The 17,869-nt window shown below is 52.7% G+C and carries 16 protein-coding genes; 10 read left to right on the top strand and 6 right to left on the bottom strand.

Annotated elements, in window-relative coordinates; genetic code table 11:
- Positions 1 to 19: 19 nt before the first annotated feature.
- A complete protein-coding gene (locus tag AB6731_RS16175) occupies positions 20 to 772 on the bottom strand; it encodes a hypothetical protein (protein WP_371006562.1) in 753 nt (250 codons plus the stop codon).
- 159 nt (positions 773 to 931) lie between these two features.
- Here AB6731_RS16175 and AB6731_RS16170 point away from each other — a divergent pair, with 159 nt between their 5' ends.
- Positions 932 to 1,141: a hypothetical protein gene (locus AB6731_RS16170; protein ID WP_274417619.1), complete on the top strand. Its 210-nt coding sequence runs from the start codon at positions 932 to 934 to the stop codon at positions 1,139 to 1,141.
- A 123-nt stretch (positions 1,142 to 1,264) separates the two neighbouring features.
- Here the strand turns inward: AB6731_RS16170 and AB6731_RS16165 are convergent, their stop codons facing one another.
- On the bottom strand, positions 1,265 to 2,377 hold the full coding sequence (locus AB6731_RS16165; RefSeq protein ID WP_371006561.1) for a helix-turn-helix domain-containing protein: 1,113 nt from the start codon (positions 2,375 to 2,377) through the stop codon (positions 1,265 to 1,267).
- Positions 2,374 to 3,045 (bottom strand): hypothetical protein, encoded by a 672-nt coding sequence (locus AB6731_RS16160; protein ID WP_033486668.1) that lies wholly within the window; start codon positions 3,043 to 3,045, stop codon positions 2,374 to 2,376. Before AB6731_RS16160 ends, AB6731_RS16165 begins: the two co-directional genes overlap by 4 nt.
- Before the next feature lie 1,146 nt (positions 3,046 to 4,191).
- On the opposite strand from AB6731_RS16160, the gene tdcA reads away from it, so the two are divergent.
- The 8 genes from tdcA to AB6731_RS16120 all read left to right on the top strand — a co-directional run bounded on the left by tdcA (position 4,192) and on the right by AB6731_RS16120 (position 14,587).
- Positions 4,192 to 5,112: a transcriptional regulator TdcA gene (gene tdcA, locus AB6731_RS16155; protein ID WP_014171743.1), complete on the top strand. Its 921-nt coding sequence runs from the start codon at positions 4,192 to 4,194 to the stop codon at positions 5,110 to 5,112.
- A gap of 116 nt (positions 5,113 to 5,228) precedes the next feature.
- Positions 5,229 to 6,218 (top strand): bifunctional threonine ammonia-lyase/L-serine ammonia-lyase TdcB, encoded by a 990-nt coding sequence (gene tdcB, locus AB6731_RS16150; RefSeq protein ID WP_106504347.1) that lies wholly within the window; start codon positions 5,229 to 5,231, stop codon positions 6,216 to 6,218.
- Between the two features lie 10 nt (positions 6,219 to 6,228).
- Complete coding sequence (tdcC, locus tag AB6731_RS16145; protein WP_014171741.1) at positions 6,229 to 7,560, top strand: threonine/serine transporter TdcC; 1,332 nt, start codon at positions 6,229 to 6,231, stop codon at positions 7,558 to 7,560.
- A gap of 30 nt (positions 7,561 to 7,590) precedes the next feature.
- The gene (gene tdcD / locus AB6731_RS16140; RefSeq protein ID WP_151711698.1) at positions 7,591 to 8,799 is read left to right on the top strand and encodes a propionate kinase; all 1,209 of its coding nucleotides are present in this window, start codon (positions 7,591 to 7,593) and stop codon (positions 8,797 to 8,799) included.
- A gap of 15 nt (positions 8,800 to 8,814) precedes the next feature.
- Complete coding sequence (gene pflB / locus AB6731_RS16135) at positions 8,815 to 11,109, top strand: formate C-acetyltransferase (protein WP_020883569.1); 2,295 nt, start codon at positions 8,815 to 8,817, stop codon at positions 11,107 to 11,109.
- Between the two features lie 151 nt (positions 11,110 to 11,260).
- Entirely contained in the window at positions 11,261 to 11,671 is a 411-nt protein-coding gene (locus AB6731_RS16130) for a Spy/CpxP family protein refolding chaperone (RefSeq protein ID WP_014171738.1), read from the top strand.
- A 262-nt stretch (positions 11,672 to 11,933) separates the two neighbouring features.
- Positions 11,934 to 13,265 (top strand): amino acid permease, encoded by a 1,332-nt coding sequence (locus AB6731_RS16125; RefSeq protein WP_025202948.1) that lies wholly within the window; start codon positions 11,934 to 11,936, stop codon positions 13,263 to 13,265.
- A 20-nt stretch (positions 13,266 to 13,285) separates the two neighbouring features.
- Entirely contained in the window at positions 13,286 to 14,587 is a 1,302-nt protein-coding gene (locus AB6731_RS16120) for a serine dehydratase subunit alpha family protein (protein WP_032679024.1), read from the top strand.
- A gap of 42 nt (positions 14,588 to 14,629) precedes the next feature.
- Here AB6731_RS16120 and AB6731_RS16115 read toward each other — a convergent pair whose 3' ends face one another.
- Positions 14,630 to 15,331, bottom strand: a complete 702-nt coding sequence (locus AB6731_RS16115; protein WP_371006560.1) for a pirin family protein — start codon at positions 15,329 to 15,331, stop codon at positions 14,630 to 14,632.
- Between the two features lie 103 nt (positions 15,332 to 15,434).
- On the opposite strand from AB6731_RS16115, the gene AB6731_RS16110 reads away from it, so the two are divergent.
- Positions 15,435 to 16,337 (top strand): LysR family transcriptional regulator, encoded by a 903-nt coding sequence (locus AB6731_RS16110; protein WP_014171734.1) that lies wholly within the window; start codon positions 15,435 to 15,437, stop codon positions 16,335 to 16,337.
- A 40-nt stretch (positions 16,338 to 16,377) separates the two neighbouring features.
- Here AB6731_RS16110 and AB6731_RS16105 read toward each other — a convergent pair whose 3' ends face one another.
- Positions 16,378 to 16,743 (bottom strand): DUF805 domain-containing protein, encoded by a 366-nt coding sequence (locus tag AB6731_RS16105; protein WP_014171733.1) that lies wholly within the window; start codon positions 16,741 to 16,743, stop codon positions 16,378 to 16,380.
- Positions 16,744 to 16,849: 106 nt separating this feature from the next.
- Positions 16,850 to 17,836, bottom strand: a complete 987-nt coding sequence (locus AB6731_RS16100; protein ID WP_020883573.1) for a glutathione S-transferase family protein — start codon at positions 17,834 to 17,836, stop codon at positions 16,850 to 16,852.
- Positions 17,837 to 17,869: the final 33 nt, after the last annotated feature.

The following is a 17,869-nucleotide window of genomic DNA, read 5'->3' as shown; positions in this document are numbered from 1 at the left end:
CGGCAGACTGTATGACAGATTAGTTAAAGGTGCAGTTGCCGCCAGACGGAGCACCGATGAAAAGCTGCATCTTTTCGCAGGTCACGGTGATCTTCTGCCCCTTTATCAGCTTCGACGCCTTCGTCTTTTCTGAATCAGACATACTCAGGCTGACAGGCATAAAGCGGTTACTGCTTTCAAGTTTAAGGACTACATCATTCGCGAAATTTTTTGTTATGTCCTGAACAGTTCCAGTCACTTCCACCTTACGACCACCAATGGTGTCATCGGCTGCAACCTCGTTAGCTTTATAAAGTTCAACCAGCTCTTTCGCCGTAGTCCGATACACGCTTTCGTCAGAAGATGTCACCTTTGGTTTTACGGCACCAGCTTGCGATTGCTCTGATGTCGTCATCTCATCAACCACCATTTTCATAAAATCTTTTTGCATCGCGATATAGGCTGCGACCCCACCACAGCTATCAATGGCTATCTTATCTTTCGTTATCAACCTCCCTTTAGCTTTAAGCGCTGTACCAGCTCCAGCGCCCTCAACGACAGAATTGTAAACAGCGTAGAAGCTCGGTGTATCTTTCTTCATACCCCGTGTTGCCTGCTCTATCAGTACATCCTCAGAATCTCCCTTCAGTGCCTGTTCACACCCGGCAGTAACAAGCGTTTTGACATATGCAGCAAGGTAATCGGGGTATGGTTGGATTTCGCCCGAGACCGCACCACCAGCTATGGACGAGAAAGCGTAGAACACCAGAGGTAGCGCAATAATTTTTTTCATGCTTCTTCCTGTATGCAGACATGACCGTTTAAATTAATAATAGATTTTATCGATCGAAATTATATTATCGATCGTTTTTATAGATCAATAACTGAGATGCATCCTACATACACCGCTTACAGGAAGGCGGGAGAAATCAACTGCAATGGAGATTTAGAGATGGTTAGAAGAGTGTTGTTGATGGGATTTATTCTTGCTGTGTTCAGTGCAAATGCCGGGCGTATAACTATGAGCAACCCGGAGCAGTCAACCACGGCGAACGGGCAAACCTTGTGTGTCTATTCCAACAGTATTTACACCTTTACCTACGTCACGAAGTCGAAACATTGTCCATATAGCAAAAGTTTCAACACGGTCGAAAGTGAGTAAATTATGGATAAGAATGCGGCGAACATTGAAAATGAAGGTTATTGCTCAGAAGGATGACTGCGGCGAGCCCACTGCCGATCAATAATAAGCCGCTAAAGAAGGTCTCTAACGGCTTATAGCGTTTCACACCAGACGGAGAGAGGCCTTTGACAGTGAGCTTGATGTTCTGCTATTACCACCACTAATTGCCGCCACACCGTAAAGCAGGCTACTCAGTTCATCAAGAGGCACGTTAAGCTCATCACTCAATTGAGTCAGATTAATGCCGTTACCAGCCAGAGCGGTCATCATTTTTTCAATAATGAGCGATCTTTCACGCTCAATTCCTCCCGGCTCACCGGTTCGATACCCCTTTGCCGTCGCATCGCGCATCAGACTGTTGTACTGCCATTCTGTAAGCATGTTCAGATTTCGCATTCTGACAATCAGAGCCATCGCCGAGACTTTCCAGAGCGATTTCAATTGCACGATTTTGTCGAACGTCGGCAACGTCATCTTAACAGCCATCACGTTTTCCAGGGGCATCAGAAATGCTGACGCAAAAGCATCCGCTTCACGCTCTGCATCTTGCCCCTTGACGTCACCATGACGGTGGAGCACCAGGTGAGCGAGTTCATGTGCCGCATCGAAACGACTGCGTTCACCTGATTTACGAGTATTCAGGAAGATGTAAGGGACATCATCTTTCCAGAACGAAAATGCATCGATACTCGCCGTTTCCTCCGAGAGCCAGAACACCTTAACACCGTGCTTCTCCAGAAGATGAACAACGTTGGTGATGCTCTTCTTGCCAATACCCCAAGCTTCGCGCACCGCCTGAGCAGCGATCTCAGGCTCACTTCCACGAAGATTCGGCAATTCAGGCTGCGGCAGAGTGAAACGGGTGCTGAAATACTCGCTCAGCATAACTCCCAGCGCACCAGCTCCAATTGCCGCATGCTGGTCGGCGGCTTTTGTCGTGCGCAAAGAACGGAATGAAACCGTCAGTGGATCGATTGCTTCAACGTCATCCCCGAAAAAAAAGGATTCTGGGTAATTCAGAGCCCTGGCGTACGCCTGGACCGTCTCTGGCGTGGGTTCATATAGGCAATAGGCTTTTTCGTACTCAATTACAATACGGCTGGAAAGCCCCATCTTTTCTGCCAGTTCTTTTAGGGTCAGTTTGCGTCTGATCCGTGCCAGCTTGAGCCGGGATGGATTAAAAAGACGTTTACCGTCATCAACAGGGTTACTCATTTGCTTTCAACAGTAATTGATATGTCGTCATTGAAATCCTCATCAGGGAAAATATCCGCACCTTCAAATGGCAGAGGACTCAAAATAATACGCTCACTCCATGCGCTTACGCGGGCAAATCCGTCCTGATTCACCATTCCTACCGGATAAGACACCTCGCAGCGAACCTCTTTGTTAGCCGCATCATAATAGTACAGGACGATATAAGTGCGAGTGCTATCTATCGGAGTGATTTCAGATTTGCCTGAATACAACGCATCCGTCTGGAACATATCAACTGTGCCAGGATTGTTGTGAACAATCGAGCGCGTTGCCTCACCTTTGGCATTTTTGGTTTTCGGCAATCCATCAGGACGCCCGGTGTGTCTGTCACCCGAGGTGATAATCAGATTAACCCCTCTCGCTGAGTTAGCGACCATTTCCATTCGCTTGACCACTTCAGGGGACCAGCCGTTACCCTTACCAATTAGTACACGGCGTGTCGCGGCAACCATTTCACTCCAGAAACGGAACCCTGCATCGACAGCGGGGTGAAGCTTGCTGGATTTGCGGCGCTCGTACAAAGCAGATGTCAGAGCAGCATGAATATCGTTTTCTGAAAAGCCCAGTCCATTAAGTACAACATCTGAATCAGCTTCGGTATGCAGGATACAGTAAGGCATGGTCATGAAAGTCTCTCCGGTAGTTTCACTTCATGATTTCAACATAAATATTATGACAAAATCAAGAAGTGATTCTCGAAAAGTCATTACAGCTTCATATTTATTTTCTTACCGGCTTTCTTCCAGCTCATTGACATACTGCTATGTTTGTTAAGCCAACTGGCAGTGAAACTCCGCTTCTCGCGCATAGCTGATTTTTATCTACACCCGTCAAATGACGACCTTTCAAAATCAATATTTGTTTCAATTTTCAGCAGAGTAGCTGGTTTCGCCCCTGCGAGTTTTTTGCTTGTTAACTGACTTTATCTGCTACACAAAGTGAGGTACAGTCTGCGACACAAGGCAATCCTGGCGCTGTAGATACCTGACGTATGGTCGAACGAAGCCGCCTTATCGGTCAGCTTCAACTTTTTACACAACCCTGCTTCGGCGGGGTTTTTGCTGTCTGCGCTAAATGAGATGAATGACTGTCCACTCCGCTTTCTATGAAAGAACGCGGCTTATCGGCCTTGCAAATTGCAAGCAAGTGCCACCCGATGCATCGCTCACACGACATCAATTATCATATTTGCGACATTAAGCACATTTCACTGCTTTTACCCCTTCAGTCTCTTTTTCGCATCTGTTGGCGATCGTAATCACAAAATTTCGCGCTAAATAATCCTGATTCTGCAGTATTGTTAATTTGTTATGAATGTTGCTTTTATGATCGTGAATGTTTTCTTATTTGATATATGTATATTGAATTCAAAAACATTTAGCTCATGAATGTGTGATGCATTCCACTGTTTCCCGAAAGTCAGCAAAATCACCCCAGACAAATTTGATAAATTGAAAGAATGTTTTAAAAGAATTACGGTTATTTATTAATCTTTAATTGCCTGAAAGATAGTCTTTATCGATTTTTTTAACGCCGAAAAATTTACCTGTGTTATCGCCATAAAATAAATTTATTACTGCTCTTTTTGTTGATCAATATCAGCGTTATGGCGTATTTATTTTAATATAAGTTATTGATAATAAAATATTTTAATGGATTATCGTTATGCTGATTAAGGGTGTGAAAAAGCAAATTGTGAGTAACAGCACATACCCCCGTCAGCCATATTGAGTAGAATCCACCCCGTCATAGGGAAATAAGCGCAGAATATTATGAACACTATTATTCTACCGAAAACACAGCACCTCGTGGTATTTCAGGAAGTCATTAAAAGTGGCTCCATTGGTTCTGCTGCAAGACAACTGGGCCTGACGCAACCTGCCGTCAGCAAAATTATCAGCGATATCGAATCTTACTTTGGCGTTGAAGTCATGGTGCGCAAAAACACCGGCGTTAAACTGACTGCGGCAGGCCAGGTATTACTCTCGTATTCTGAGTCGATCACCCGTGAGATGAAAAACATGGTGAGCGAGATTAACAGCCTCAGTTTCAGTACCGTCATGGATGTCTCCTTTGGTTACCCGTCGCTCATTGGCTTCACCTTCCTGTCCGAAATGATCAAAAAATTCAAGGAAGTGTTCCCGAAAGCGCGCGTCTCGATGTACGAAGCTCAGCTGTCCTCTTTCCTGCCGGCCATTCGCGACGGTCGGCTGGATTTTGCCATCGGCACATTAAGTGATGAAATGCTGCTGCAGGATCTTCATGTCGAGCCGCTGTTTGAGTCTGAGTTTGTCCTGGTGGCCAACAAATCACGAACGTGCACCGGCTCGACTACCCTGGCATCACTCACGGATGAACAGTGGGTGATGCCGCAAACCGATATGGGCTACTACAAAGAACTTCTGACCACCCTGCAAGACAATCACATCAGCATTGAAAACATCGTCCAGACCGATTCCGTCGTGACCATTTACAACCTTGTCCTGAATGCCGATTACCTGACGGTTATTCCCCGCGACATGATTGCGCCATTCGGTTCCGACCAGTTTATTGTACTGCCGGTGGAAGATGAATTACCCATAGCGCGTTATGCCGCCGTGTGGTCAAAAAATTACAGAATTAAGAAATCGGCGTCAGTATTAGTCGAACTGGCAAAACAATACGCGTCACTGACCAGTGAAAGACGACGATGATTAAATAACCCTCTGATAACACGTTAACCTTTTTAAAAACACCCAGAGCTTATTTTATCCGTGCTCTGATACCCTGACTTTGCCTGAAGAAAATGAATTATTATAACGAGGATATTATGCATATTACCTACGATCTCCCGGTGACCATTGAAGATATTCAGGACGCCAGAAAACGACTGGCAGGCAAAATATATAAAACCGGCATGCCGCGCTCAAATTATCTCAGCGAACGCTGTAAAGGTGAGATATTCCTGAAGTTTGAAAATATGCAGCGTACTGGCTCCTTCAAGATCCGCGGTGCGTTTAATAAATTAAGTTCGCTGACCGAAGCTGAAAAACGTAAAGGCGTGGTCGCCTGTTCTGCAGGCAACCACGCGCAGGGCGTGTCGCTCTCCTGTGCAATGCTCGGTATCGACGGCAAAGTGGTCATGCCGATGGGCGCGCCGAAATCTAAAGTCGCCGCCACCCGTGACTACTCGGCTGAAGTGGTGCTGCACGGCGAAAACTTCAACGACACCATCGCCAAAGTCAGCGAAATCGTGGAGCTGGAAGGGCGCATTTTTATCCCGCCGTATGACGATCCGAAAGTGATTGCCGGCCAGGGCACCATTGGTCTGGAAATTCTCGAAGATTTGTATGATGTGGATAACGTGATTGTACCCATCGGCGGTGGCGGTTTAATTGCCGGAATTGCAACGGCCATTAAATCCATTAACCCGACCATTAATATTATCGGCGTGCAGTCTGAAAACGTACATGGAATGGCCGCATCGTATCAGGCAGGAGAAATCATTAACCACCGCGTTACCGGGACATTAGCCGACGGATGTGATGTGTCTCGCCCGGGTAAATTAACCTTCGACATTGTTCGTGAATTAGTCGATGACATTGTGCTGGTCAGCGAAGACGAAATTCGTAACAGCATGATTGCCCTCATTCAGCGAAATAAAGTGGTTACAGAAGGTGCTGGCGCACTGGCCTGTGCGGCGTTATTAAGCGGCAAGCTTGATCACTATATTCAGGGGCGTAAAACCGTCTGCATTATTTCCGGCGGCAATATCGATCTCTCCCGCGTATCCCAAATTACCGGCTTCGTTGACGCATAAAGGATGACCTATGAGCAACACAGAAAGCATTATCGTTGGCCAGACAAAAACGTCCTCCTGGCGTAAGTCTGATACCACTTGGACGCTTGGCCTGTTTGGAACCGCCATTGGCGCAGGTGTGCTGTTCTTCCCGATTCGCGCAGGCTTCGGCGGCTTGATTCCTATCCTGCTGATGTTGGTTCTCGCTTTCCCGATTGCGTTTTATTGCCACCGGGCGCTGGCACGCCTGTGTCTGTCCGGCAGTAACGTGTCTGGCAACATCACCGAAACGGTGGAAGAGCATTTTGGTAAGACCGGTGGGGTGGTGATCACGTTCCTCTACTTCTTCGCCATTTGCCCGCTGCTGTGGATTTACGGCGTCACCATTACGAACACCTTTATGACCTTCTGGGAAAACCAGCTCCAGCTGCCCGCGCTTAACCGCGGCGTGGTGGCGCTGTTCCTGCTGCTGCTGATGGCCTTTGTTATCTGGTTTGGTAAAGACCTGATGGTGAAGGTGATGAGCTTCCTGGTGTTCCCGTTTATCGCCAGCCTGGTGCTGATTTCCCTGTCGCTGATCCCTTACTGGAACTCGTCGGTGATTGACCAGGTCAATCTGAGCGATATCGCATTTACCGGGCATGACGGCATTCTGGTGACGGTCTGGCTGGGGATCTCCATCATGGTCTTCTCCTTCAACTTCTCGCCCATCGTCTCCTCGTTTGTGGTCTCGAAACGTGAAGAGTACGAACCCGAGTTCGGTAAAGCGTTTACCGAGCAGAAATGTTCCAAAATCATCGGTCGCGCCAGCTTGCTGATGGTCGCGGTGGTGATGTTCTTCGCCTTTAGCTGCCTGTTCACGCTCTCGCCGCAGAACATGGCCGATGCCAAAGCGCAGAATATTCCCGTGCTCTCTTACCTGGCGAACCACTTTGCGACCATGTCAGGCACTAAATCAACGTTTGCCACGGTGCTGGAATACGGTGCCTCCATCATTGCTCTGGTCGCTATCTTCAAATCCTTCTTCGGCCACTATCTGGGCACGCTGGAAGGGCTGAACGGCCTGATCCTGAAGTTCGGTTATAAGGGCGATAAGAAGAAAGTCTCCGTGGGCAAACTGAACACCATCAGCATGGTATTCATCATGGGGTCGACCTGGGTCGTTGCCTATGCCAACCCGAACATTCTTGACCTTATCGAAGCCATGGGGGCGCCAATCATCGCCTCTCTGCTGTGCCTGTTGCCGATGTATGCCATTCGTAAAGCGCCGGCAATGGCGAAATATAAGGGCAGACCCGAGAACATCTTCGTCACGGTTGTGGGCCTGCTGACCATCCTGAACATCGTCTACAAACTGTTCTAAACCCTGGCTCAGGAAGAGCGGAGTAACACCATGATTGAGTTTCCGGTTGTATTGGTTATTAACTGCGGATCGTCCTCTGTTAAGTTTTCAGTACTCGATGCCAGCAGCTGTGATGCCCTGATGACGGGCATTGCAGACGGGATTAACACTGAAAAAGCCTTTATTTCCGTGAACGGGGGTGAGCCAGCCAGACTGGCTCACCATGACTACGAAGGGGCGCTGGCAGCCATCGCCCTGGAGCTGGAGAAGCGTGACCTGATGAGCAGCGTGGCCCTGATTGGCCATCGTATTGCGCACGGCGGCGACCTCTTCAGCGAGTCGACCCTTATCACGGAACAGGTTATTGAGCAGATCCGTCAGGTTTCCTCGCTGGCACCGCTGCATAACTACGCCAACTTAAGCGGCGTCGAGGCAGCCGAACGCCTGTTTCCGGGCATACAGCAGGTGGCGGTGTTTGACACCAGCTTCCACCAGACGCTGGCCCCGCAGGCCTATCTGTACGGGCTGCCGTACCGCTATTTTGAAGAGCTTGGCGTGCGGCGCTATGGCTTCCACGGGACGTCCCACCGCTACGTTGCCGGGCAGGCGCATGCCCTGCTCGGGATTTCGCCTGAGGACAGCGGGCTGGTGATTGCCCATCTCGGCAACGGGGCATCCATCTGCGCGGTACGCAATGGTGAGAGCGTGGATACTTCCATGGGCATGACGCCGCTGGAAGGGCTGATCATGGGAACCCGCTGTGGCGACGTTGATTTCGGCGCCATGGCCTGGATAGCCCAACAGACCGGACAGTCATTTGAGGATCTGGAACGCGTCGTCAATAAAGAGTCCGGCCTGCTGGGGATCTCGGGAATATCCTCCGATCTGCGAGCCCTCGAAAAGGCCTGGCATGAGGGACATCAGCGGGCACAGCTGGCGATCCAGACCTTTGTTCACCGTATCGCACGGCATATTGCCGGGCACGCGGCGTCGTTACACCGCCTGGACGGTGTGGTGTTCACCGGCGGGATTGGTGAGAACTCCAGACTGATCCGCACCCTGGTGGCGGAACACCTGGCCGTCTTTGGCATCACCCTCGATGAAGCCAAAAATGCCCTGCCGGGCAGCGCAGGTGAGCGTGTGATCACCACCGATTCGTCCCGCGTGGCCTGCGCGGTGATCCCAACCAACGAAGAAAAAATGATCGCGCTGGATGCCCTCCGTCTTGGGAAGGTCATTCCGGCTGCGGCTTATGCCTGACAGAGCGAGAAATTCATGAAAGTAGCAATCGATACGCGCGTTGCCCCTTACAGCGACGCATGGGCCGGGTTTCGCGGTGAAGAATGGAAAGACACCGTCAACGTGCGCGATTTTATTCAGCATAACTATACCCCTTATGAAGGCGACGAAACTTTCCTCGCGCAGGCGACGCCAGCAACGACGGCGCTCTGGGAGAAGGTAATGGTGGGCATTCGTCAGGAGAATGCCACCCATGCGCCGGTGGATTTTGACACCAACATTGCCACCACCATCACGGCCCACGGACCGGGCTATATTGACCAGCAGCTGGAGACGATCGTCGGCCTGCAAACCGATAAGCCGCTCAAACGTGCGCTGCATCCGTACGGCGGGATCAATATGATCCGCAGTTCATTCGAAGCCTATGGCCGCGAGATGGATCCGCAGTTCGAATATCTCTTTACCGAACTGCGCAAAACCCATAATCAGGGGGTCTTTGACGTTTACTCCCCCGAGATGATGCGCTGTCGTAAATCAGGCGTGCTGACCGGGCTACCGGACGGCTACGGACGCGGGCGCATCATCGGTGATTACCGTCGCGTGGCGCTGTACGGCATCCGCTATCTGGTGCACGAGCGTGAGCGCCAGTTCGCGGATCTGCAGGGCAAACTCGAACGGGGTGAAGATCTGGAGGCGACGATCCGCCTGCGTGAAGAGCTGGCGGAACACAAACGCGCACTGCTGCAGATCCAGCAGATGGCAGCGAACTATGGCTTCGATATTTCTCGCCCGGCGATGAATGCGCAGGAAGCGGTACAGTGGGTTTACTTTGCCTATCTGGCCGCGGTGAAATCCCAGAACGGCGGGGCGATGTCGCTGGGACGCACGGCCTCGTTCCTGGATATTTATCTCGAGCGCGATATGCAGGCGGGTCGCCTGAGTGAGATCCAGGCGCAGGAACTGATCGATCATTTCATCATGAAGATCCGCATGGTGCGCTTCCTGCGTACTCCGGAGTTCGACACGCTCTTCTCCGGCGATCCTGTCTGGGCCACCGAAGTGATTGGCGGAATGGGGCTGGATGGCCGCACGCTGGTCACCAAAAACAGCTTCCGTTACCTGCATACCCTGCACACGATGGGACCCGCACCGGAGCCAAACCTGACGATCCTGTGGTCCGAACAACTGCCCGTCGCATTCAAGAAGTACGCTGCACAGATGTCGATCGACACCTCGTCGCTGCAGTATGAGAACGACGACCTGATGCGCGTGGATTTCAACAGCGACGACTACGCCATTGCCTGCTGCGTCAGCCCGATGGTGATCGGCAAGCAAATGCAGTTCTTTGGCGCCCGTGCTAACCTGGTGAAAACGCTGCTGTATGCGATCAACGGCGGGATGGATGAGAAGCTGAAGATCCAGGTCGGGCCGAAAACCGCGCCGCTGCTGGATGAGGTGCTGGATTACGACACCGTGATGGCGAGTCTGGATCACTTTATGGACTGGCTGGCGGTGCAGTACATTAGCGCGCTGAATCTCATTCATTACATGCACGATAAGTACAGCTACGAAGCCTCACTGATGGCGCTGCACGACCGGGACGTTTACCGCACCATGGCCTGCGGTATCGCCGGGCTGTCGGTGGCGGCGGACTCGCTGTCCGCCATCAAATATGCCACGGTAAAACCCGTACGCGACCATACCGGCCTGGCGGTCGATTTTGTGATTGAAGGGGACTACCCGCAGTACGGTAACAATGATGACCGCGTGGACAGCATTGCCTGTGACCTGGTGGAACGCTTTATGAAGAAAATTCAGGCGCTGCCGACCTACCGCAACGCGGTGCCGACCCAGTCGATCCTGACCATTACGTCGAATGTGGTCTACGGCCAGAAGACCGGCAATACGCCGGACGGACGCCGCGGCGGTACGCCATTCGCACCGGGCGCGAACCCGATGCACGGACGAGACAGGAAAGGGGCGGTGGCCTCGTTAACCTCCGTCGCTAAGCTGCCGTTTACCTATGCGAAAGACGGGATCTCTTACACCTTCTCCATCGTGCCTCAGGCGCTGGGCAAGGATGAGAGGGTGCGCAAAACCAACCTTGTAGGGCTGCTGGACGGGTATTTCCACCACGAAGCGGCCATTGAGGGGGGACAGCACCTCAACGTTAACGTCATGAACCGGGAGATGCTGATGGAGGCGATTGAGCACCCGGAGAACTATCCCAACCTGACCATTCGTGTCTCAGGGTATGCGGTGCGCTTTAATGCGCTGACGCGCGAGCAGCAGCAGGACGTGATCTCAAGGACGTTTACCCAGGCACTGTGATCGTCGTCTGAAACAGGCCCCCTTTGGTTAAGGGGGCTTTTTTGTCCGCGGAACATACAAAAATGTTTATATAATTACTCACACATCTTCATCCGCTTCTGAAAAACAATGCGCCTGCTTTTTCCCTGAAACAGTATGTAAGGACAGTAAGATGATGAAAATGACCCGTATCACCCTGGTTGCTGCCTCGCTGGTGGCGTGCAGTTTTGCCGCACAGGCCGCTGACGTTGAAGCTGCCCCCTCTCCGGCGCAGGATCCGCTGGTGCAACACCTCAAGCTGAGCAACGATCAGATTAAGAAGATCGACGCGCTGCATCAGACGCTGGAACAAAATGTCAGCAAGATCCCGATGACCGGCGTGAAAGACGGTGCGCTGATCGAGATGTTCCAGACCGGGAAATGGGATGAAAGCACGGTGAAAAACCAGCTTGCCGCATTCAGCAAAATTGAAGAGCAGACCCGCTATTACCGCGTCAAATACTACTTTGATGTCAGCCAGGTTCTGACAGCGGAGCAGCGTAAACAGGTGAAAACCGATATGGCGAACGCGCTGGCTAACTGATGACACACCCGCGCATGTCGCGGGTTTTTTATTTCTTGAACGGCGTCACTTTTAGAAAATCACCTCCATTATTCCTCATCTAAGAGTATTTTTTTCTCTCGCTTGCGAAAAGCCTTATAAATATTGTGACTTTTTTCTCCCGCTCTCCACGTATGATTTGTCCATTCCAATAACACACACCTGCAGCAGTCTGGCTCATTATCGCTGGTGGTCAGAATCCCATAAAAACAACTGGTTACCCTACAAAATAAGCGAGTGCCTTATGGATACGGCAACAAACAGCAGTGTGATTGTGAACGATTCACCCGCGGCAAAGCGGGCAGGGATGAGTGAAAGCGAGTGGCAGGAGGCCATTAAATTCGACAGCACCGATACGGGCTGGGTCATCATGAGTATCGGAATGGCCATCGGCGCGGGGATTGTTTTTCTCCCGGTACAGGTGGGGCTGATGGGACTGTGGGTGTTTCTGCTTTCGTCAGTGATTGGCTATCCGGCCATGTACCTGTTTCAGCGGCTGTTTATTAACACGCTGGCAGAATCGCCGGAGTGCAAAGATTATCCGAGTGTTATCAGCGGCTACCTCGGTAAGAACTGGGGCATCTTATTGGGTGCGCTCTATTTCGTGATGCTGGTTATCTGGATGTTCGTCTACTCCACCGCCATCACCAACGACAGCGCTTCCTATTTACACACCTTCGGCGTGACGGAGGGGCTGCTCTCTGAAAATCCGTTCTACGGTCTGTTCCTGATCTGCATCCTGGTGGCGATCTCCTCCCGTGGCGAGAAACTGCTGTTTAAAGTCTCCAGCCTGATGGTGCTGACCAAGTTATTTGTGGTGGCGGCGCTCGGGTTGTCGATGATTGGACTCTGGCATTTAGCCAACGTGGGCATGCTGCCACCCGTGGGGCTACTCATTAAAAACGCGATTATCACGTTGCCGTTTACCTTAACGTCGATTCTGTTTATTCAGACATTAAGCCCGATGGTGATCTCCTATCGTTCACGCGAAAAATCGGTTGAAGTGGCGCGCCATAAAGCGCTGCGGGCGATGAACATCGCCTTCGCGATCCTCTTCGTGACGGTCTTTTTCTACGCGGTCTCGTTCACCCTGGCAATGGGGCATGATGAGGCGGTCAAAGCCTACGAACAGAATATTTCCGCACTGGCAATTGCCGCGCAGTTTATCAGTGGCGACGGTGCCGGCTGGGTCAAAATTGTCAGCGTTATCCTGAATATTTTTGCCGTCATGACCGCGTTCTTCGGCGTGTACCTGGGCTTTCGTGAAGCGACGCAGGGCATTGTAATGAACATTCTGCGCCGCAAAATGCCGGCAGAGAAAATCAACGAAAACACCGTACAGCGCGGCATCATGCTGTTTGCCATTCTGCTGGCATGGAGCGCGATTGTGTTAAACGCGCCGGTACTGAGCTTCACCTCTATTTGCAGCCCAATCTTCGGTATGGTGGGGTGTTTGATTCCGGCGTGGCTGGTCTACAAAGTGCCGGCGCTGCACAAATATAAAGGCGTGTCGCTAGTGATCATTATCATCACCGGTCTGCTGCTGTGTGTTTCTCCTTTCCTCGCGTTTTCTTAAGGGCAAACAAGGTCGTAACGATGTCAGAGCAAACTCAATCTTTATGGAATCAATTTATTCGGGCGGTGCAGGAGGAAGTTAAACCTGCACTGGGGTGTACCGAGCCGATCTCTCTGGCGCTGGCTTGTGCGATGGCCGCGGAGCTTCTGCCGGGTGACGTCACACAGATTGAGGCGTGGGTTTCACCGAATCTGATGAAAAATGGCCTTGGCGTGACGGTACCTGGCACTGGGATGGTCGGGTTGCCGATTGCGGCGGCACTAGGGGCCATTGGCGGCAACGCGCACGCCGGACTGGAGGTACTGAAGGATGCCACTGCCGATGCGCTGGTGCGTGCCAAAGCGCTGCTGGACGCCGGCCAGGTGCAGGTCAAGTTGCAGGAGCCGTGCGATGACATCCTCTACTCCCGCGCCTGCGTTCACGCCGGACAGGCCTCGGCGATGGTGACCATCGCCGGTGGGCATACGCGGGTGGTGGAGATTGTCTGTCAGGGCGAAACCCGCTTTACGCTTGATTCTCAACCCGACGAGAGGAATGACGACCCGCTGGCGGTACTTTCAAACGCCACGCTATCGCAGATCCTTGAGTTTGTGGAGCAGGTGCCGTTTGACGCGATCCGCTTTATCCTGGCTGCCGGACAATTAAATGATGCGCTCTCCCGTGAAGGTTTAAGCGGAAAATGGGGGCTGCACATTGGCGCGACGCTCAATAAGCAGCGCGCTCGCGGATGGATAGCGCAGGATCTGGGCTCGGATATTGTCATTCGCACCAGCGCGGCCTCGGACGCCCGAATGGGCGGGGCGACGCTGCCAGCAATGAGCAATTCCGGATCGGGCAACCAGGGGATCACGGCCACCATGCCGGTTGTGGTGGTGGCGGAACATGTCCAGGCGGATGATGAACGTCTTGCCCGGGCGCTGATGCTTTCACACCTTTCGGCTATTTATATCCACGCCCAGCTTCCGCGCCTGTCGGCGCTGTGTGCGGCTACCACGGCGGCGATGGGGGCGGCGGCAGGCATGGCCTGGCTGATGGGCGGAAGCTATCAGACGCTCTCAATGGCAATCAGCAGCATGATTGGCGATGTCAGCGGGATGATCTGCGATGGCGCGTCCAACAGCTGCGCCATGAAGGTCTCAACCAGCGTCGGCAGTGCCTGGAAAGCGGTGATGATGGCGCTGGATGATTCGGCTGTAACGGGCAATGAAGGGATTGTGGCGCACGATGTGGAGCAGTCGATCGCGAACCTGTGTTCGCTGGCGTGCCGCTCCATGCAGGCGACGGACCGGCAGATTATTGAGATTATGGCACGTAAAGTGTAACGGTTTCCTCTCTCCCCGCCGGGGAGAGAGGATTATCGGGTGTTAAACCGGTAAATCAATTAAAAGCGCGCGCAGCGGCGAATCAGCAACCAGCGTGATATTCGCTTCGTCGCGAATAAACGCCCCGTCACCGCAGGTGAGCGCTTCTTTCTCTTCCGTATGCGTCAGCGCATGCACCGTACCGTGAATCGATTGCAGATAGGCGCGCGGACCATGAAGCTGGAAGCTCGCCTGTTCCCCTTTCTTCAGTTCGATATGGTGCAGCCACACCTGCTGGCGCAACTGCAGGCTGCCTTGACTGCCGTCCGGGGAGGCTATCAGCTGCTGCCTGTCGCCCGTCAAATCTAACTTCTGTACCAGCGGGTTTTCCCGCTCAGGGCAGGCATCCAGCCACAGCTGCATACGGGTCAGCGTTTTATCTTTGCTGAGGTTATGCTCGCTGTAACTGATGCCCGGCTGCGTGGAGATTAATAATGCTTCGCCGGCCTTCGCCAGGACATGATTGCCCTCGCTGTCGCGGTATTCTGCTTCGCCTTCCAGGATCAGGTTCAGGATATCGACTTTCGGGTACGTACGCGGCTGGAAGGACGCGCCTGGGGCGAGCACTTCCTGATTCAATACGCGCAATGAAGCGTAACCGAGCAGTTTAGGGTCAAAGTAGTGTCCAAAGGAAAAGGTGTAGCGGGCCTGCAGCCAACCGAAATCGGCTTGTCCGCACTGTTTAGCTGTTCTTGTCGTAATCATAAACTTGACCTCTCTTTACACTAAACAATGGTAAAGGTATGGACGCTTCATTGTTAGCCAGATATTCTGCCCGGTATGTTCAAATTTCCTGAATGAGAACGAGATGGCTAAAGAGAGAGCATTGACGCTTGAGGCGCTTCGCGTCATGGACGCAATTGACCGGCGTGGCAGTTTTGCCGCGGCGGCAGATGAACTGGGGCGCGTTCCGTCTGCGCTCAGCTATACCATGCAGAAGCTGGAGGAAGAGCTGGACGTGGTGCTCTTTGACCGCTCCGGTCATCGAACAAAATTCACTAACGTCGGACGGATGCTGCTGGAGCGTGGTCGCGTCCTGCTGGAAGCGGCGGACAAGCTGACGACGGACGCCGAAGCGCTGGCGCGCGGCTGGGAAACCCATCTGACGCTGGTGACGGAAGCGCTGGTGCCCACCGAGGCGCTGTTCCCGCTGGTGAACCGGCTGGCTGACAAAGCAAACACCCAGTTATCGATCATCACCGAGGTGCTGGCCGGGGCCTGGGAGCGACTGGAGACGGGCAGGGCGGATATCGTCATTGCCCCGGATATGCACTTCCGTTCCTCATCTGAAATCAACTCCCGCAAACTCTACAGCGTGATGAACGTCTATGTCGCCGCACCGGATCACCCGATTCACCAGGAGCCGGAGCCGCTCTCGGAAGTGACGCGGGTGAAATACCGCGGGGTTGCGGTCGCAGATACCGCGCGCGAGCGTCCGGTGTTAACGGTGCAGTTGCTGGATAAACAACCGCGTCTGACCGTCACGTCGCTTGAAGACAAACGCCAGGCATTGCTGGCAGGCCTGGGCGTGGCAACGATGCCGTATCCGTTTGTCGAAAAAGATATTGCAGAAGGGCGGCTACGCGTGGTCAGCCCGGAGTACACCAGCGAAGTGGACATCATTATGGCGTGGCGGCGCGACAGCATGGGTGAGGCCAAATCGTGGTGCCTGCGCGAAATACCCAAGCTCTTTGCCCATCACAACAAATAAAAAATCGAGCCCGGTACGCGAAACGCCACCGGGCTTTGTTTTATGCGTTGAGTTTTGGATCGGGCCCGAAGCGGTTTTCGCCCGGCGTGCCGGCCTGGCAGTTGAAGACCAGAATGACCAGCCAGCCCACAATCGGGATCAGCAGCAGCAGTAACCACCAGGCTGAACGATCGGTATCGTGTAGCCGTCGGAACAGTACGGCCCATGAGGGAAGCAGGACCAGCAGGCCGTAAATCGTGGTGAGAACACCTTCACCGCCGGCTCGTTCCCAGCCGAGAATTTTATCGATAATGCCCAGCACCATGATGAGGATGAAGTTCACCAGAACGAACATCCAGTACTCTTTACGGCGAGCGCGGCCACCAAATCCAATGTAGTTGCGCAGTACTTTTAAATACCAGTCCATTTTCCTTGCCTCATTAGTCAGTCAATCACTTGTTTTTTAAGCGATCGAGGTAAGGATAGATGGAGATTGTGAATTAAAAAAGGGCATCAATTGATGCCCTTGATATTTATCCGAAACGCACGTCGCGACCGTGCGGTTCATCCAGGTCCTGCCACGGACCCACCGAGATAATACCCGTCGGGTTGATGGTCTTATGGCTGCGGAAATAGTGGGTGCGGATATGGTTGAAATCGACCGTTTCAGCAATGCCCGGCATCTGATAAATATCGCGCAGGAAACCGTACAGGTTCAGGTAATCGCTGATGCGGTGTTTATCACACTTGAAGTGGGTGACATACACAGGATCAAAGCGAACCAGCGTTGTCCACAGACGAATGTCTGCTTCCGTCAGGCGGTCGCCCGTCAGGTAGCGATGCTGGCCGAGGATCTGCTCAAGGCGCTCCAGCGATTCAAACACTTTTCCCACCGCGTCGTCATACGCTTCCTGGCTGGTGGCAAAGCCGGCCTTGTAGACACCGTTATTCACGTTGTCGTAAATCCAGCTGTTCAGCTCATCAATCTTATCGCGCAGCTCAACCGGATAGTAATCCCCGGCGCGGGCCCCGTGGGCATCAAACGCGGTGTTGAACATGCGGATGATCTCTGCGGACTCATTGCTGACAATGGTCTGGTTTTTCTTGTCCCACAGCACGGGTACGGTCACGCGTCCGGTGTAGTGCGGATCGGCGCGCAGATAGAGCTGATAGAGAAAATCGTGGTGGTAGAGGTCATCACCGGTGGCGGCCGGGAAATCACTGTCAAACGTCCAGCCGTTTTCCAGCATCAGGGGGTTGACTACCGAAACCGGAATTAAGGATTCGAGTCCTTTCAGCTTGCGCACAATCAGCGTGCGGTGCGCCCATGGGCAGGCCAGAGAAACATAGAGATGATAACGGTCTTTCTCAGCCGCAAAGCCGCCTTCGCCGCTTGGGCCCGGTGCGCCATCGGCGGTTAGCCAGTTACGGAAGGCCGAAACAGAGCGCTTGAAGCGTCCCCCGGTGGATTTGGTGTCATACCAGACATCCTGCCAGACGCCGTCTACGAGTTGTCCCATTTTTTTCTCCTCCGTCAATAAGCAAAAGCGAGG

It is taken from the genome of Enterobacter sp. RCC_40, assembly GCF_041360735.1.
GTDB classification, from domain to species: Bacteria; Pseudomonadota; Gammaproteobacteria; order Enterobacterales; family Enterobacteriaceae; genus Enterobacter; species Enterobacter ludwigii.
The sequence above is the reverse complement of the archived record's forward strand: the minus strand, read 5'-3'. Positions and strand labels throughout refer to the sequence as shown.

Coding starts and splice junctions, on each gene's coding strand:
- AB6731_RS16100 (WP_020883573.1), bottom strand. CDS start 17,836: ATGGGACAACTCGTAGACGGCGTCTGGCAGGATGTCTGGTATGACACC.
- AB6731_RS16125 (WP_025202948.1), top strand. CDS start 11,934: ATGGATACGGCAACAAACAGCAGTGTGATTGTGAACGATTCACCCGCG.
- AB6731_RS16175 (WP_371006562.1), bottom strand. CDS start 772: ATGAAAAAAATTATTGCGCTACCTCTGGTGTTCTACGCTTTCTCGTCC.
- AB6731_RS16110 (WP_014171734.1), top strand. CDS start 15,435: ATGGCTAAAGAGAGAGCATTGACGCTTGAGGCGCTTCGCGTCATGGAC.
- tdcD (WP_151711698.1), top strand. CDS start 7,591: ATGATTGAGTTTCCGGTTGTATTGGTTATTAACTGCGGATCGTCCTCT.
- pflB (WP_020883569.1), top strand. CDS start 8,815: ATGAAAGTAGCAATCGATACGCGCGTTGCCCCTTACAGCGACGCATGG.
- tdcC (WP_014171741.1), top strand. CDS start 6,229: ATGAGCAACACAGAAAGCATTATCGTTGGCCAGACAAAAACGTCCTCC.
- AB6731_RS16105 (WP_014171733.1), bottom strand. CDS start 16,743: ATGGACTGGTATTTAAAAGTACTGCGCAACTACATTGGATTTGGTGGC.
- AB6731_RS16120 (WP_032679024.1), top strand. CDS start 13,286: ATGTCAGAGCAAACTCAATCTTTATGGAATCAATTTATTCGGGCGGTG.
- tdcA (WP_014171743.1), top strand. CDS start 4,192: ATGAACACTATTATTCTACCGAAAACACAGCACCTCGTGGTATTTCAG.
- AB6731_RS16115 (WP_371006560.1), bottom strand. CDS start 15,331: ATGATTACGACAAGAACAGCTAAACAGTGCGGACAAGCCGATTTCGGT.
- AB6731_RS16165 (WP_371006561.1), bottom strand. CDS start 2,377: ATGAGTAACCCTGTTGATGACGGTAAACGTCTTTTTAATCCATCCCGG.
- AB6731_RS16170 (WP_274417619.1), top strand. CDS start 932: ATGGTTAGAAGAGTGTTGTTGATGGGATTTATTCTTGCTGTGTTCAGT.
- AB6731_RS16130 (WP_014171738.1), top strand. CDS start 11,261: ATGATGAAAATGACCCGTATCACCCTGGTTGCTGCCTCGCTGGTGGCG.
- AB6731_RS16160 (WP_033486668.1), bottom strand. CDS start 3,045: ATGACCATGCCTTACTGTATCCTGCATACCGAAGCTGATTCAGATGTT.
- tdcB (WP_106504347.1), top strand. CDS start 5,229: ATGCATATTACCTACGATCTCCCGGTGACCATTGAAGATATTCAGGAC.